Origin of the sequence: Polycladomyces abyssicola, assembly GCF_018326425.1 — a bacterium.
GTDB lineage: Bacteria > Bacillota > Bacilli > Thermoactinomycetales > JIR-001 > Polycladomyces > Polycladomyces abyssicola.
Window position 1 is genome coordinate 2,221,543 of record NZ_AP024601.1, and the last position, 16,230, is coordinate 2,237,772.

Sequence of the window (16,230 nt, forward strand, 5' to 3'; positions counted from 1 at the left end):
TTGAGACACCCCCTGCCGAAATCGGTAGGGGGTATTTACTTCACAGCGGTTACTTCGTAGGATTTTTGTACAATGCTGCTGGTCCCCCTGATGCCAGGCGATGTTCTCTCCGTGCGCCAGATGGGCCTCTTGTCCGTAAAAGCGGATCGTGATACCAGTCGAACCACGGTTGTGGGCTTCCAGGTGCCCGGGAAACAGGCGGAGTTCAATGAATGTCACCCACTCGAACATCCCGAACGGTGAAGGAGTCATACACTGCGTAACACATTTGGGTATCATACTTATAAATCCGGACGATATCACTCTGTTGCAGTCGATCTTTTTTCACTCGTCGTCGAAATGGTCCGGTTTAAAAAGAACCCCCTGGGAATCCAGGGGTTCTTTTTAAACCGGCATATCCTCGAAATAAGGAAAGCGCTCATTCTGTTCCCAAGATTCAACAATATAAAGCGCCTGGGGAAAGGGAATAATTCCGTGGTGAACCGCTGGGGATATAGTATGGCTGGGGATATAGTATGGAGGAATGAATAACCCGGGGGCATGGTATACAATGGATTCCCTCCTGTTCCTAAGTTGGGATCATTATATTCCTTTCACCCAGATGGGTTCGATGTGCAACAGGTCTGAGTTGTGAGTAGAATATCCCTTCTGTAAAGAAATTACCTGAGAAAACTTGATTTTTCTTTACCTAATACGTGAAAACAGGAAGGAAAACAACGCGTCTACAAAATTTGAAATTTGCGGTTTATCGCGGAAACAAAAAGGGGAATAGTGGAAGTGTAACGCTTCCATATCGTTAATGGTTGAGCTGTACTCGGTCAGGTAGTTTGATACCTGCCGGGTCTTTTTTTGATGTCGGTAATGATGTGCGTGTAAAAATCTTCTCTCATCCATGTTGTCGAAGCGCATCCAATTGGAGATCCAAGTTTTGATCATGTGTTGAAACCCGTCCGACGAGCATGCCGCCTTCCCCCTCTCGATTCCCCCCATTGTCTCACAACTCGTCGAAACGGTCACTATTGAGACTTTGATTTTGATACTGACTTTTGAGACCGAAATAAAGCTTTTTTGGCTGCAACACAAGGGGCTCGTCGGAAAGTCTCAAAAACGTTCGTTTTTGAGACAAGAGAAGCCACTCTTTTGCAGAGTGGTTCCAGGTGTGGTCATAGGGTAAACCCAAATGGGACGAGAGTGTGGATCTCGACAGGATAAAAAAGTGTTAGAATTCTCTTTGGGAAGAATCACAACATCCGATTTAATAGAAAGGGGATAACATGAAATCGAATTTGAATAAAGTTAAATCACTATAAGAAAAAAACTTAATCCATAAATTCGAACAAGCCGGCGCAGTAAACCTCGGAATCAACCGATGTCTAATGTTAATATGTTATAGGAGAAAGGATTAGCATCACAAGCGAAATGATTCTACATACCCGTATGTAAGCACCCTAGCACTGACAAACCCCATTGACACGATTCAATAGAAGTTTGGAAAGAGGAGGGAATCCCATGAAAGAACTGATTCAGCTGATCCAAAACTCCAACTATCTCGTCGCCCTTACCGGTGCGGGTATGTCAACAGAAAGCGGACTTCCCGATTTTCGTTCACAAGGCGGGCTTTGGTGCGGAAAAAATCCTTATGAAATCGCCAGCCCGCAAGCGATCGGCACAGATGACTTTTTTGAATTCTACCAAATGCGCATCGAAGACTTGTTGAAGTATAAACCCAATATTGGTCATTATGTGCTCGCCGAACTGGAGAAGGAAGGAATTTTAAAAGCGGTTCTTACGCAAAATATCGACGGTTTCCATCAACGAGCGGGAAGTCAAAGGGTGATCGAAATCCATGGTCATTTGCGCTATCTGGTCTGCTCCCGCTGTGGAAAAGAATATCCCGCAACTTCTTATCGCGAAAATACTTATTATTGTACAGATGAGAATTGTAAGGCTCCCCTTCGTCCGCCAATCGTTTTGTTCGGTGAACCGCTGGATTCGAATGCTTGGAATTCGGCTGTTCAAGAAGTGGAACAAGCAGATACGGTACTGGTAATGGGCACTTCTCTGCAAGTTTATCCTTTTGCCGGATTGGTAGAGTTAGCACATGAAACAGGTTCGAAAATCATCATCATCAACAAAACCTCTACTCCTTTGGATCATTTGGCAGATCACATCATACATGAAAGCATCGGCAAAGTATTAAGCGAAATGGCGGAATCAATATTAGGAACCGATCGGTTTACGCACTTGAAAGAACACAATCAGGGGTAAAACATTTCTATTAGGCTTCGTGCGTATCCCTATCCCTTTCTTAGTCGATGGCAAGTCTCTCTTCTTCAACGGGTGGCTAAAAAGAAATTGGCGCGGTATCTCCCCGCGCCAATGGCATGTTTTTAGCGCTGACAGAAAAAAAGCGTTCGCCGGTTATTCAACCGTTACGAACGCGATATTCCCTTGGTGTGTGAAAGTATTCAATTACTTGATGGTGCAGCGTAGTTGGCCGATTGAATATCCCAACCGTACACTTTGAATCCGTACAAGATCCACAGGCTCAACGGGTTGTCTTTTTTGTCCGTGGTATGCTGCGTGACGTACACCTCGGTCGGTGTTACTTTCGTCACCACGGCGGAATGGTCAATGTCACCGTCGCCGTCCAGATCAGCCTGCACCACATCACCGATTTTCAGGTCAAACATCGACTGTACCGGTTTTGCCCGGAATTTCAGGTGCTTGTACAAGCTGTTGGCTACGCCCCAGGAATAGGACGGTTTTTTGTCACTGTAATACCAGTAGTTCGTTTCCTTCCATTCCACCAATCCGCCCGCTTTCATCACTTGTGAAGCGAAGTCGGTGCAATCGTACCAGCAGTTGTAGCATCCGCCGCTGACCCGGCTGTAATAGCCGTATTGCTCATTGTTCCGTTTGTTCCACCATTGGTAAGCATAATCCCGAGCCGCCTGACGGTCGTACGGGATCAAGCGGGACGAAGGTGCATTACCCTCATTTTGATCGTCGCCCGGTTGGGGCTGCACCGTACGGCCATCGTTGCTGTTCCCTTGCTCATTGGGAGCGGTGGAACCCGGCACTTCCCTGGTCGGTTCGGTACCAGATTGATCCGGTGAGCTTTGTTCTCGATCAGCGCTTCCTTGGTTGGGTTCACTTTGGTTGGATTCACTATTGTTTTGATTCGGTGCGGTTGTTTGCCCCTGATCGCCACCGGTCGCATTTTGCTGGTCATCGGTTGCCGGTTGTTCAGGATTGGTTCCCTGACCGCTTTCATCCGCTGGAGCCGGTTGGGTGGAGACACCTTCGCTCTCTTGTTGGTCAGTCTCTTGTTTTGGTTGGGGGTTCTGTTCGGACCCTTTGACCGTTTCCGGAGACCCTTTCACTTCTTCTTTGCCGGATTTCGACGAGCGATCCAGGGTCATGGGCACATTTCCTTTTTTGTTCGGCAAAAGATCCCTCAATTCCGCCAGTTCGGCTCCCGTCAATTTTTCACCGGCAGCCAGCTTCTTTTCTAACTCATTGATCCGCTTATTCTTCACTTGGTCTTCGTAGCGGTCCACATCTCTGGCGTACTGAATGATCTGTTCCCGCTCTTCTTTGCTGTACGAAGTGAGATCCGTTGCCATTCCCTTGATGAAATCGCGATATTTCGGATCATCCAAATCAGGCTTGATGTCCAACTTTTTCTTTTTGAGCCGATCTTCCGAGATTTGGATCGCTTCCTGGTGATCGCGTTTAATCTCTTCCTTGCTGACGGAATAGTTGGCATAATAGGAAAGCTTTTTCCCTTTTGTCTGCTGCCCGTCGGTATTCTCCTTAACCGCGGACAACTCCTCATCCAAGTTTTGCCCTTGATCCTCCGGTTCATCCGTCACGGCCGTCATCGGAACCGACTCCGTCTTTTTAACTGTTTTGGGCGGTCCACCGAACAATGTGTCGGAAAAAGCATAAGCCGTTCCCAAGCCGACAACGACCACCAACCCCACCAAGAACAAAACCTTTCTCTTCAACCGTCCATCCCCTTTTCTTGAAAATATAAAATGATGGCTACGATCCTATCATAGCTGCTCATTTGGACTAGTTCAATAGATTGTAAGTAGGACAAAAGATGGAGAATCTGTGGCGGAAGATTCAAGTGAAATCTCCCAGTGAAAGGTTTACATTCATTTTCTTTTATTCCAGGATTCCAAGGATTGATCGGTGACGAAATACCCCAGTCATACCCTCTTTACTTTTTATCTCAAGCGAAATAAAATGGGACCTACCGAACGTTAGGTAGGTGATGTATATTGTCCACCAAACAGCGTATTCAACAAGTCGCGATTCGCCTTTTTGCCGAACATGGCTACGAAGGCGCCTCCCTTTCGATGATCGCTCGGGAGGTAGGCATTCAAAAGCCTTCCATCTACGCTTTTTTTGAAAGCAAAGAGGCCTTGTTTCTGTCCGTCTTTAAAGAGATCATGAAGGCACATTTTGCCCATACACAGAAATTGTTCGCTTCTTTGCAAGACAAAACGGTGGAAGAGCGATTGTACCAGCTGTTGACCAACGGCCTGACCTACGCATCCGAACATGGTGACGCGTTTGCGTTTTACCAACGTGCGATGCTGTTCTCTCCTCCCGCTGTACAGGAGAAGATCCGGGATCGGTTTTTAGAGGCCGAAACCTGGTTGATAGATGTCCTACGGGATTGCTTCAAAGAAGGAATCCAAACGGGCGTCATTCGCGAGACCAATCTTGATGATCTGATCGCCTCATTCCTTTGTTTGTTGGATGGCGTACTGATTCAGCTGTTCTACTACGGACCGGAAATGCTCCGCCGACGTATTGACGGCATTTGGCGGATCTACTGGTCGGGAATCTCACATTGAGGAGGCTGATGAAATGGCTTGGTTGTATCTGTTGGCGGCGGGCATATTGGAAGTGGTGTGGGCCATCGGACTGAAGTATCAAAAAACGATCCCGACTGCTGTGACCATCGGGAGCATGATCGGTAGTTTTTTATTGTTATCCACCTCATTGAAAACGTTGCCTGTCGGCACAGCGTATGCCATATGGACGGGGATCGGGGCGGCAGGTACGGTATTGGTGGGCATGTTGTTTTTTGGCGAGCCCAAAACCGCGCTCCGATTGGTTTTTTTGATATTGATCATCAGCGGAATTGTGGGACTCAAACTGACATCGGCTCATTGAAGCACTTTCAGCAGATTGTAGCGTTTTCCGACTGAGGATTTATATTGATCAAGACTGCTCCCGTTTTCGAGAATCACCACCACCCGTGAGTAAGCGGTAAAAGGGGTAAGGCTTCGGTAGGATAACTGCAAGTCATTGCGGCTTTGCTCGGTCTCTTCTTGGACCACCGCAACTGATATGGGTTCCCAGAAGCAGCGATGTGAACCATTGTTGTTGGGCAAAATACAGGCCGTAAGTAAAGGGGCACTTTACTTACGGCCGCAGGTCCACAGTGGGGGAAGGCTTTGTTTTTTTAATTATGCTACCTGTTTTGTAATCCACACGACAACCGTAGCTACTTACCGCTCTTCACCCGGTAAAACTCGTGAAACAGCTTGATGAGTGCCCGCTTCTCAATACGTGACACATACGAGCGTGAGATCCCCAGTTCTTTTGCGATCTCCCGTTGTGTTTTCTCATCCTCCCCGCTCAAACCGAACCTGCTTTTAATTACCTCTTGCTCCCGTTCATCCAAGATATGCAGATGTCCGTAAATTTTCTTCTTCTCAATCTTCATCTGTACCATATCCATCACTTCGTCCCGTTCGGTACCCAATACATCAATGAGGGTGATTTCATTCCCCTCTTTATCGGTTCCGATCGGGTCGTGCAGAGAGACATCTTTTCTAGCCTTTTTGAGCGACCGTAAATGCATCAGAATCTCATTTTCGATGCATCGCGCCGCATAGGTGGCCAATTTGGTACCCTTGTCAGTTTGGTAGGACTCAATGGCCTTGATGAGACCAATCGTACCGATGGAAATCAGGTCTTCCGAATCTTCTCCCGTATTTTCGAACTTTTTGACGATGTGGGCAACCAACCGCAAATTGTGTTCGATCAAGGTGTTGCGTGCTTTCTTATCCCCTTGGGCCATGAGCCTGAGATGCTTTTCTTCCTCTTCTTCCGAGAGAGGTTGGGGAAATGCATTGTTTTTAATGTACGATACAAACAGAACTGCTTCCCTCAGCATCATTGCCAAAGCCGCCAATATTTCTGGCACGCGATCCACACCTCCGTCCACATTCCCTTCGCAGGTATTCTTAGCTATATGTACGGATGACTGGGCGCGTGCCTGTACGGGGGAAATCAATCAGAAAGAAAAGCTTCCCGGAGATTTCCTGGAAGCTTAGCAGATATGAGGTATTTGAATCCAAAGACCTCGATTCCTTCGCTATGCACGAGGGTTATCAATAACCGCGCAATTCCCACTCATCGGATGACCACTCCAGCGGAATTGCTTTCCCGCTTTCATCCGTCACCACCGGGTTTTGCACATACCATCCACGACCGTTGCCATAGGTGTCCGTATGATAGCGGAAACGGACATAACAGGTCTGAGCCGGCAGCGTCAACGTGATACGCCGCCACTCCCCACTTCCGCTCATTGGCGAACCGATAACGGTCCAGTTGGTACCGTCCGCTGACACCTCCACCACTCCCTGATCACGGTCCGGTTGGATACGGTACCACGTCGTGAATGAGATCGTATGAGGCTTCTCGGAAGGATCCAACCTGCCGGATGTCAGCAGCCGGTCAAGATTGTCACCGTATCCGGCAAACCACGCTTCCTCTTTTCCGGGCAGGTTGACGGGGATCGCATCAGCCACGAATCGGGCGAACTGCCGTCGTACCGGGTTGGTGGAAACCGTTTGACGGGTAGGATGGACCCGGTTGGTTAACAAGACGGCGATCGCACCGTTGGTTCGGTCCACAACCAATGAGGTGCCGGTATAGCCGGTATGCCCCATGGCACGGGGAGAAGCCAATGCGTCCATATACCAGTGTTGGTTCAGCTCCCATCCCAGACCGTGATCCTGACCCGGGAACGCCTCGTTTTGATTGTCCTCCATCAGTTTTACCGTTTCCGGACTGAGAATGCGTTTGCCACCATAGGTACCTTTGTTTAGGATCATCTGGCCAAACACCGCCAAATCGCGCGCCGTGGAGAAAACACCGGCATGACCGGCCACTCCTCCCAATGCCCAGGCGTTTTCATCGTGAACCTGCCCCCACACCAATCCCCGATTCGTCCACGGCTGATACTCTGTGGCAGCGATCCGTTCCTTCAACTCGGCGGGAGGATTGTACATCGTGTCCTTCATCCCCAATGGCACGGTGATCTGTTCCCTGACAAACTGGTCCAGCCGCTCACCGGACAATCGCTCCACCAACGCTCCCAAGGTGATCAGGTTCAAATCGGAGTACACGTAGGTCGTTCCCGGTTCATGGTCCAACGGATGTGTCAGTACATAACGCAACCGGTCTTCTCGGCTTCCGGGCACCTTGTACAAAGGTGTGAGTGGCCCCGGACGAAAACCGGACGTGTGCGTCATCAGCTGACGAATCGTCACTTTCTCCTTGCCGTTTTGAGCAAATTCCGGCAAGTAGCGGGCAACCGGGTCATCCAAGTGGAATTTCCCCTGCTCATATAATTTCATGGCTGCTACAACCGTAAAGATTTTGCTGATAGAAGCCAAATCGAAGATCGTGTCGGGACGCATTGGCAGGGGATGTTCCATCACCGCTCCCTTGTCGTCTAGGTAGCGGGCGGCATCACCGTATGCGGAATGCTTGACCACACCGCCGCTTCTGGCCACCAACACTACCGCTCCAGGCATGACACGATCGGCGATGGATTGTTGAATAAAAGCATCCACGGCGTCGAGCGACGTTTCCCTCATCCCGACGGATTCCGGTTTTGCGGGATGCAGGACGGGAGTGAACGGAGCGGGATGTTCCCATGTAAACGGCGTGTTTACCCTGTCCGGTTGATGCGCCTGTGCAGGAAGCGGCAACAGCAAGCTCAATCCCACCAGGATGGAACATGCTCGTTTCCACCATCTGTGCAACATTTTGCAAAGGCCCCTCCTATGGATCGAGTTATCTCCATATTATCAGAAAATAGATAAAATAACATGCAAATATTTACTATCACGAGAGTGTATCCATTACCGGTTGATCAAACAGTTGGGTAGTGATACGTTCCCTGGAGAGAAGAGTGAATTTCCCGGTAAGCAACCTTTTAGCTAGTATATGTCTGGTCAATCCGTTAGGGGGCAATGTTTCCCTGTGAGAGAAGAACTAAGCCCGGCCGAGCGAATACCCGGAAAGCGAAGCGTACTTTCCCCCGATCCTGCGCTCCGGTTCGAAGCGGTCATGATCTCCTTCCGTGTAGGAAGCAGGTGGAGCGAGCCGGGGAAACAGTATTCACCAGACACGCCCCAGCCAAACAGGAGTGACACCCCCTTCATGATACATAGCCGATGTGAGGGAGCAGATTTCTTCAGCACACCCATCCACACCGTCAACGCAGCATACCGAGCACCACCGTCAAACTGACCGCACTGATCACAGTGCTCAACAGTGTAATGCCCGAAACCAGTTTGGGTTCACTGCCGAATTGCAACGAATACATCGTCGTATTGGCCGCTGAAGGCATCGCCGCAGCCACCACCATCACCTGCTTGAGCAGCGGGTCCACGGGCAACCAAATGGCGATGCACCAAGCGATGACGGGAGAGAGGATCAACCGCGACAATAGAGAGAAACTGACTTTCTCCCAATCGAGGCGGTTGAGCGGGATTTCGGCCAACTGCATACCCAAGGCCAGCATGATCGTGGGAATGGCCGCGTCCGCAACGAAGTCGATCACCTGCAACAGGCTACGGGGCACTTCCCAACCCCAGGCATTCCACAGAAGACCCAGCACAGCAGCATGGATGATCGGCATTTTGACCACGGACGCTATCGCCTGTTCACCCGCAGCGCTACCTTTGGCCGCATAATAAATACCGAGCGTGCTCATCAAGATCGTTTGCACCACCATGATGACAATGGCGTAATGCAAGCCGGCCTGACCAAACGCAAACAAAATGACGGGAACTCCTAAGTTGCCGCTGTTCATAAACGCAGTGGCCAAAATCAGACCGCTTTCTTCCGATTTCGTGTACCCCCTGATCCGGGCCGTGATTTTCACACAGCCGATTAAGATCAGGCAAAGTGCCAGCGAGTAGACAGTGACATAAATGTATTGCCTGTCGATGTTCGCCGTATACAAGGTTCGAAAAACCAACAACGGCGACATCAGGTACATCGAGGCCGTAGACAGGGATCGCACATCCAGTCGCAAACGCTTTTGACCCACATAACCCAAGGCGAAGATCAGAAAAACGGGCAGAATGACTTGAACAAACATGTCTCTCCCACTCCTGCGAAAAAATCGGATGTTTCTATCTTATCAAAGAAACCCTCTCAAAAAAATCAAACGCACCGGGGGCTGCCCGATGCGCCGATCCCTTCTCTATTTTCGCTTCCCGTCGTCACGTTCTTCAGCTTCGATCAACGCCACTTCATCCATGACACGTTGAAAAATACGTACGGCACGGGGATCCTGGCTGTCGGGGACGCCTCGCAGCACCACAGATACGGCATATCGGGGCCGATTATAGGGACCGTATCCGATCATCCATTTGTTGTAACGATCCTTGTTCTTCCCCACTTGGGCCGTACCCGTTTTCCCTGCAAGCCTCCACTTGGCGGATTGAACTGCAACGGCTGTTCCTTCCGTTACAGCCATACGCATCATGCGCCTTACCTGTACCAACGTCTTCGATTTGATCCGAAAGTTTTCCTTATAGGCCTGCGGCCGAAATACCGCAACCGCTCGGCCATCGGGACTTTGCACCCGCAATACCAGACGGGGGGTCAATGATTGACCGTCGTGAAACAGCGACGTAACCATATTGGCCGCCTGCAAAGGGGTCAACTGTACATCCCGTTGACCGATTCCGGTTTGTGCAACTGCTCCGTGATCCCGTCTGGCCTCCTCACTGGAGAAAATCAATCCCTTCTGCTCCTCCAGCAGTTGTCGGAAATCAGAATCGTGAAACACCGATCCATTCCAGCTCACTTTTTGTGCCAGCCCCAGCTTTCGGGCATATTTTTCGATGGTCTCTCCCCCCAGCCGTTCCGCCAACCGGGCAAACACGATATTGCAGGAATCGGCAAACGCCTGAGCGAAAGTCAGTTTTCCGTGGCCTCCCGGTTTGGCATCGCGTAATCCGTATCGTCCCAATTTTCCTCGGCAGACAAACACCGTATCCGGTTTGACGATCCCTGTATCCAGTGCAGCCACCGCGACCACTGTCTTGAAGATGGAACCGGGTACGGTTTCCATCACGGCCCGGTTGTCCCAGGGTCGCGCCTGAAACGAACCACCGTCCGGCAATGGGCGACTGGCCATCGCGAGAACATCCCCGGTGGCAATCTCCTGCAGAACCACCGCCCCATCGGCCACCCCTTCATCATTGAGGATCTTTTCCACTGCATGTTGCATCCGTCGATCCAACGCAGTAACCACCTGATAGGAAACCGTTTCCGAGCCATCCTTGCCCTGCAACTGTTTCAGACGAAGCCCGTTCAAAGGCCGGCCTCTGCCGTCCACGGCATAGGTAATCACATTTTCGGACTGACTGCGCAAAAACGGCTCAAAGGAGGCTTCCAGACCGGACAGCCCAATCCGTGAAAGCGGTTGATACGTGCCACCAGCCAATTCCTCACCATATCGTTCGCGCAGCAAAAACGGGTCCCGCGCCACCCTGCCGACCAACTGCCGTGCCAACCCGTACGGGGCGGACCGGTTATCCGTCTCCATCACATGGATACCGGGAATGTGGAGTGCTTCAATCTCCCGCTCCTGATCCGGAGTTACGATCCAATCATCCCCCTCCGACGTCGGCAGGGATTGCGGTTTTTTCAGCGCCATCAATTTTCGGATCAATGCGTCGTATGAATACCCCGCCATCTCTGCAACACGATTCAATTTTGCCGCATGGAGACGAACTTGTTGCCGGTCCATAGGAAAGACAATCAATCGCTTACCCCGTTCTCCGACAATGGGATCGCCATGCCTGTCCAAGATCATGCCCCGTCCGCTGTCCACCACGTATTCCCTGCTTTGTTGTTCCTGTGCCCGGGTGATCAGAGACGCTTGTTTGGATGTCATGAGTTGAATGTGGGACAAACGAGCTGCCACAACAGAAAAAGCCAGAAAAAACGCCAGTCCTGCCGCCCATCCCCGTCCGGTAAACCCTGTTTTGGTCTTCAATGCCGCCACCCCGTTCCCCGATTTCACTTCCAGCATCGACATTGTCGGGGGTTGGTATACGGGGAACAGGTGATCGGGAAAAATCCCGAATTGATCAAAATACCCCCGACAAAAGTCGGGGGATTCATTATTCACTCATGATTTCGCTGTACCTTTTCCTTCCGCCTCCCGTACGGCCGTTTTTTCTTGCGTCTTGTCTTCATCGTCCAGCACAACGCTGGCCGACCGCTTCAATTCCTTCAATGTCATGCCGATTGACCGACCTACTTCCGGCAACCGTTTGGAGCCGAACAGCAACAATACGAGCAACAAGATCAACAGGAGCTCAGGCAAACCGATATTGCCGATCATTGATTCGTCAGAACCCCCTGATGGCGACTACAGCCGGACGGGGGATATCGCCGCGCGGCCAGCGGCTGGTCGGGTTGGCGGGATCGGTCGTCTCTTCTCCCGGATGCTGAACCGCCACAAACAACGTCTTTTCGTCGGGGGTCCACCACGGGCCGGTCATCTCGCATTGCACGGGTCCGGACGCAAACTGGAACGCTTCCCCTTTGTGTGGACCGTTGGTGGGAATGAAAAATCCTCCGTTGTTTTTGAACGGTTTGTACACGCCTTCTTTGTTGAGCTTATCCGACGACATGTCACAGAACACCCACAAGTTTCCTTTGGAGTCAAAGAGCAAATTGTCCGGACAGGCGAAACCGGATTGCGGTCCACCTACCGCAAAGACCTCAAAAGTGAAGTGTTCCGACGCCGGATCTTCTTCGACGAAACGCAGGATTTGACCATAGTAGTTGCCGTGGCGATCGTTATTGGTCAACGCGAGGTATACCGACTTATCGATCGGATGAACTTCCACATCCTCCGGACGGTCCAGCGGCGTAGCTCCCAACAATTTGGCCGCTTCACGCGCATTGACCAGCACTTCTCCCTGTGTGCGGAATTTCGATTTCAACGCTGGAGATTTCTCCAAATCAAGTGGCAGCCATTTCCCCTTTTCCAGGTTGGCTACATACAGCGTTCCCCGCTCCAACAAGCGGGAGTTTTCTTTTCCTTTGGCCGGGTCAAAACGGCCCTCGCTGACGAATTTGTAGAAATGCTCGTCTTTTGCATCGTCTCCCATATACACGACCAGACGGCCGTCTTTGGACAGTGTCATCGCCGCATTTTCATGGGAAAAACGCCCCAATGCGGTATGCTTTTTCGGCTTAGATTTCGGGTCGAACACATCCACTTCCACGACCCAGCCGTAGTGTGTTTCATTTCTACCCCAGCGCTTCGCATCTTCCTGGAAGTTTTCTTCGCAGGACAGCACCGTATCCCACAAGGTCCGCCCGCCGCTGCAATTGGCGAATGTGCCTTCCACTTCCACCACGCCGCCGACTGCCGCGTCGCCACGGGCGGGACCGGTCAGGTCAATCATCGTGTTGGCGGTCACCCGGCGGGCGTAGCGGGAGTTTTTGACCAAGCGCCATTGGCCGTTTTCTTTTTTGATCTCGATAATGCTTCCGCCCAAATTGTACTGTTCGATGCGATGCTTCTCCTTTTCGGGCGTGTCGGGGGGATACAAAAAGATTTTCCCGTTTCCTGTATATTCATGGTTCACCCACAACAGACCGTGTTCCGAGGATTTCTCGATCGGAAAATATACAGTCAAGTCGCAGTTGTAACCGAATTTCTCGCCATTGCCAATATCATCTCCCCAAGCGGCAATCACGTCATATTCAAACCCCTTGGGCAACACCAAATCGTCCTGATCGGACGGTGCGATCGGCCGAAACGGAACCCGTCCGCTTCCTTTGGACGTCCGAGCAGTCGGCATTTCCACACCCGCCGCCTTCGCAATGCGGGTGACGCCGGTAGCGGTACCGATCAACGCCGCCGTACCCACACCGAGGTATGTCATGAACTGCCGTCTCGTTAAATCAGACATCCCATTCCCTCCCTTTCTTCGGTTCCACCCCCTTTCAATCTACTAGAGGAATATTAATGTTTCTTCAAGGGTAGTTGAAAATCCCATTTAGTACGTTAAACCCCTTTGATTTGTTTGATCGGTATATCCACCACATCGAAGTCTTTGATCGGACCGAAAATCAACTCCCGTGCCAAATCACCCGTATTGGCGCTGGTGGCATTATTTTTGGTAAAATGCTCCTGGTTGAGAAGAATGTTGATCCCGGGAGAAAAATTGAGTTCACCTCCAGATGACACATGGTTCACCTTGACGATGAAAGGAATCCCCATCACGCTTTCGCTCCTCTTGGCTTGGATTGGGTATCAGTCTATGCTGCGAGCAAAATGATGGTGATTTGGGCCGAATGGTGGAAAACATGGAGGAAACTTGACTGTTCACATGTTAATGTCGAACTTTGTTATAATGAAACCGTACATGAACGTATCAGGTTGATAACTATGGGTACATATTTTTCAATAGGCGGCGAGAAAGAGGGGAATGCTCTGCATGAAAATTTTAAGGACACTAAGCCGGATGTACGTGGAAGACCTCTCCACGTCGATGACCCATTACGAACGGCTGTTGCAAGAGCCTGTCCGCCACCGTTTTCGCGATCCACAGACGAATTTGGAGTACGCTTGGTTTCATAACATGGTATTGGCTGCAGGTTCGCAGGAGGCCGTCAGCGCTTATCGAAACATTTCGACTACATTCGTAGTAGACTCCATTACCGATTTCAAGTATCACCTCAAGGATAATGGCGCCCGGATCATCCGCGAACCTTATCGCATTCCGATTGGCTTAACCATGCTGGTGGAGCAATCGGAGGGAAGCATCGTCGAATATGTAGAGGTGCAAAAGGAAGGGAACTTGACCGGCCATACCGATTGGGGAGAATTGGTCAACAAATTGCGGGATCCCGTCCGGATCATGCGCAAAATCAAACGGCTGACAAAACAGATGCTATTGGACAAGCCCGAAATCAATTCACTCCCCAACTCGTCAACTCACCCATCACTCAAACCGGCTACGCCTTCGACCACGGCGGTTCCAACGGCATCCGTGCCAAAGCCAACGCAGCCGGCTCAGTACACCCGCCTGCCCGGTTCCAATGGAGAACATCTGTTGCAGGAACGTTATGGTACTACCAATCGTGCACTCAGTTTTTACAACAAACAGATGTTGGACCATTTGAATGACGTGATGAAATCCTTCATCGCCGATCAGGAAATGATGTTCATCGCTACGGCCGACGGTCACGGAGAATGCGACTGTTCGTTCCGTGCGGGTCCGCCCGGATTTGTGCACGTTCTCGACGAAAAAACCCTGATCTATCCCGAATACCGGGGCAACGGCGTCATGGCCAGCTTGGGAAACATCTTGGAAAATCCGCATATCGGCATCATATTCATCGATTTTTTCCAACACGCCATCGGTTTGCACATTAACGGCAAGGCGGAGATCATCGAAAACGACGTGTTGATGAAGTTAGCCAATCTTCCCGAAAAAATCATGGAGGAACTGAACCGAGAAGGCTTCCGCAAACCGGAACGTTGGATACTGGTGGAAGTGGAAGAAGCGTATATTCACTGCTCCAAACATATTCCGCTGCTGAAAAAACTGGACAAGGAGATCGAATGGGGAACCGACGATGTGGTCCGTAAAGGCGGTGACTTCTTCAAAGCCAAAGATTGTCCGCGTCCGTGGATAAAGGAGCCGGTCTCGTCAGAAACGGGAACCAAATAGGCGTGTCTGGTTATTTTCCGTAAAACCAGACACGCCCTAAAGCAAAACACCACCGGTCAAAAAACCGGTGGTGTTTTGCTTTAAGGTTTGATTGATCCGGAAAAACGGTGTTTGAATCCACATTCCCGTTTATCTTTGGTCTTCCATCTGTTCGTTTTTTCTGCTGCGCTCGATGTTGAGCTGGTGCTCTGCTGGTGTCTCCGCAAAATAATGCTCATGTGTTCCGTCTTTTTTGGTGACGTAATACAAATAGTTGTGTTTCTCGGGATAGAGCACCGCTTTGAGCGCATCGTCACCCGGATCGGAGATGGGCCCTGGTGGCAACCCTTCATGACGGTAGGTATTATACGGGCTGTCCACTTTCAGATCTTTGTAGAACAGACGTGTTTTCTGTTTTCCCAAAGCATATTGCACCGTGGCATCCACTTGCAATTTCATGTTCTTTTTCAACCGATTAAAGATCACACCCGCAATTCTGGGCAGTTCCTCTTTGACTTGCCCCTCCCGCTCCACGATGGATGCGACTGTTACCCATTCGTCGACGGTCAGGTTTTCCTCTTTCAGCCGCTGTCTGACATCCGGCGTCAATCGCCGTTGAAATTGCTGCAACATCATGTCCACCGCTTTTTCCGGTTGAATGCCCTTGGGAAAATGATATGTACTGGGAAACAGATATCCTTCCAAACGATAGCGGCGATCCGGTTTATCCGGGATTTCCCGGACAAAATCATAAGGATAGGGCGTTTCATTCACGGCTCGCAAAAAATCTTCCCGCTTCATACCGGTTTTCTGTTCCATCAATGAAGCAATTTGTTCCACCGTATACCCTTCCGGAATGGTCACACGGGAACCACCCGTTTTTCCGGACGAAAACATTTGTAACATGCCATCAAGCGTTTCATCAGGCGGAATTTCGTAAACACCCGCTTGCAGATTGGTCTTTCCTTTCCACCAGGCATAGGCGGTAAAAAAATAATCTTGACGAATCAGGCCGTTTTCTTTCAGCAACCGCCCGATCTCAGTGATAGACGTACCCGGAGGAATCTCCAACTGCACCGGTTCCGTGCGGGGTGGAGAGCTAAGCGTATGGTCGACGTAAATATAGGCAAGAATCGACCAGGCGGCCAAGAGCACAAGTGTAAAAAAGAGATGCATCAGCCACTTCATCTTGTACTTCCTCTCTTGC

Annotated in this window: 14 protein-coding genes; 5 read left to right on the plus strand and 9 right to left on the minus strand. The window is 50.5% G+C overall.

The features are described from left to right. The first annotated feature begins 72 nt into the window (after positions 1–72). Positions 73–243, plus strand: coding sequence for a hypothetical protein (locus KI215_RS11195; protein WP_212772810.1), 171 nt, complete (start codon positions 73–75; stop codon positions 241–243). A gap of 1,266 nt (positions 244–1,509) precedes the next feature. Continuing rightward, the gene (locus KI215_RS11200; RefSeq protein WP_212772811.1) at positions 1,510–2,268 is read left to right on the plus strand and encodes an NAD-dependent protein deacylase; all 759 of its coding nucleotides are present in this window, start codon (positions 1,510–1,512) and stop codon (positions 2,266–2,268) included. A gap of 200 nt (positions 2,269–2,468) precedes the next feature. Here KI215_RS11200 and KI215_RS11205 read toward each other — a convergent pair whose 3' ends face one another. Then, positions 2,469–4,013, minus strand: coding sequence for an amidase domain-containing protein (locus KI215_RS11205; RefSeq protein ID WP_212772812.1), 1,545 nt, complete (start codon positions 4,011–4,013; stop codon positions 2,469–2,471). A gap of 279 nt (positions 4,014–4,292) precedes the next feature. Here KI215_RS11205 and KI215_RS11210 point away from each other — a divergent pair, with 279 nt between their 5' ends. Together KI215_RS11210 and KI215_RS11215 are read left to right on the plus strand one after the other, a co-directional pair. After that, positions 4,293–4,874, plus strand: a complete 582-nt coding sequence (locus KI215_RS11210) for a TetR/AcrR family transcriptional regulator (RefSeq protein WP_212772813.1) — start codon at positions 4,293–4,295, stop codon at positions 4,872–4,874. A 13-nt stretch (positions 4,875–4,887) separates the two neighbouring features. Beyond that, complete coding sequence (locus KI215_RS11215; protein WP_212772814.1) at positions 4,888–5,196, plus strand: DMT family transporter; 309 nt, start codon at positions 4,888–4,890, stop codon at positions 5,194–5,196. Positions 5,197–5,530: 334 nt separating this feature from the next. Here KI215_RS11215 and sigK read toward each other — a convergent pair whose 3' ends face one another. The 7 genes from sigK to KI215_RS11250 all read right to left on the minus strand — a co-directional run bounded on the left by sigK (position 5,531) and on the right by KI215_RS11250 (position 13,588). After that, positions 5,531–6,235 (minus strand): RNA polymerase sporulation sigma factor SigK, encoded by a 705-nt coding sequence (gene sigK / locus KI215_RS11220; protein WP_212772815.1) that lies wholly within the window; start codon positions 6,233–6,235, stop codon positions 5,531–5,533. Between the two features lie 187 nt (positions 6,236–6,422). After that, positions 6,423–8,087 (minus strand): serine hydrolase domain-containing protein, encoded by a 1,665-nt coding sequence (locus tag KI215_RS11225; RefSeq protein WP_212772816.1) that lies wholly within the window; start codon positions 8,085–8,087, stop codon positions 6,423–6,425. A 452-nt stretch (positions 8,088–8,539) separates the two neighbouring features. Further along, a complete protein-coding gene (locus tag KI215_RS11230) occupies positions 8,540–9,430 on the minus strand; it encodes an AEC family transporter (protein WP_212772817.1) in 891 nt (296 codons plus the stop codon). 105 nt (positions 9,431–9,535) lie between these two features. Continuing rightward, a complete protein-coding gene (locus KI215_RS11235; RefSeq protein ID WP_212772818.1) occupies positions 9,536–11,341 on the minus strand; it encodes a peptidoglycan D,D-transpeptidase FtsI family protein in 1,806 nt (601 codons plus the stop codon). A gap of 135 nt (positions 11,342–11,476) precedes the next feature. After that, positions 11,477–11,692 carry a twin-arginine translocase TatA/TatE family subunit gene (gene tatA, locus KI215_RS11240; RefSeq protein ID WP_212772819.1) on the minus strand — a complete coding sequence of 72 codons (216 nt, stop codon included), beginning with the start codon at positions 11,690–11,692 and terminating at the stop codon, positions 11,477–11,479. Between the two features lie 7 nt (positions 11,693–11,699). Then, positions 11,700–13,277 carry a PhoX family protein gene (locus KI215_RS11245; RefSeq protein WP_212772820.1) on the minus strand — a complete coding sequence of 526 codons (1,578 nt, stop codon included), beginning with the start codon at positions 13,275–13,277 and terminating at the stop codon, positions 11,700–11,702. 95 nt (positions 13,278–13,372) lie between these two features. Beyond that, a complete protein-coding gene (locus tag KI215_RS11250) occupies positions 13,373–13,588 on the minus strand; it encodes a hypothetical protein (RefSeq protein ID WP_212772821.1) in 216 nt (71 codons plus the stop codon). Between the two features lie 217 nt (positions 13,589–13,805). Between KI215_RS11250 and KI215_RS16005 the strand changes: the two genes are divergently transcribed. After that, entirely contained in the window at positions 13,806–15,044 is a 1,239-nt protein-coding gene (locus KI215_RS16005) for a pyridoxamine 5'-phosphate oxidase family protein (protein WP_246512098.1), read from the plus strand. Positions 15,045–15,173: 129 nt separating this feature from the next. Here the strand turns inward: KI215_RS16005 and mltG are convergent, their stop codons facing one another. Beyond that, positions 15,174–16,211, minus strand: a complete 1,038-nt coding sequence (mltG, locus tag KI215_RS11260; protein WP_212772822.1) for an endolytic transglycosylase MltG — start codon at positions 16,209–16,211, stop codon at positions 15,174–15,176. Positions 16,212–16,230: the final 19 nt, after the last annotated feature.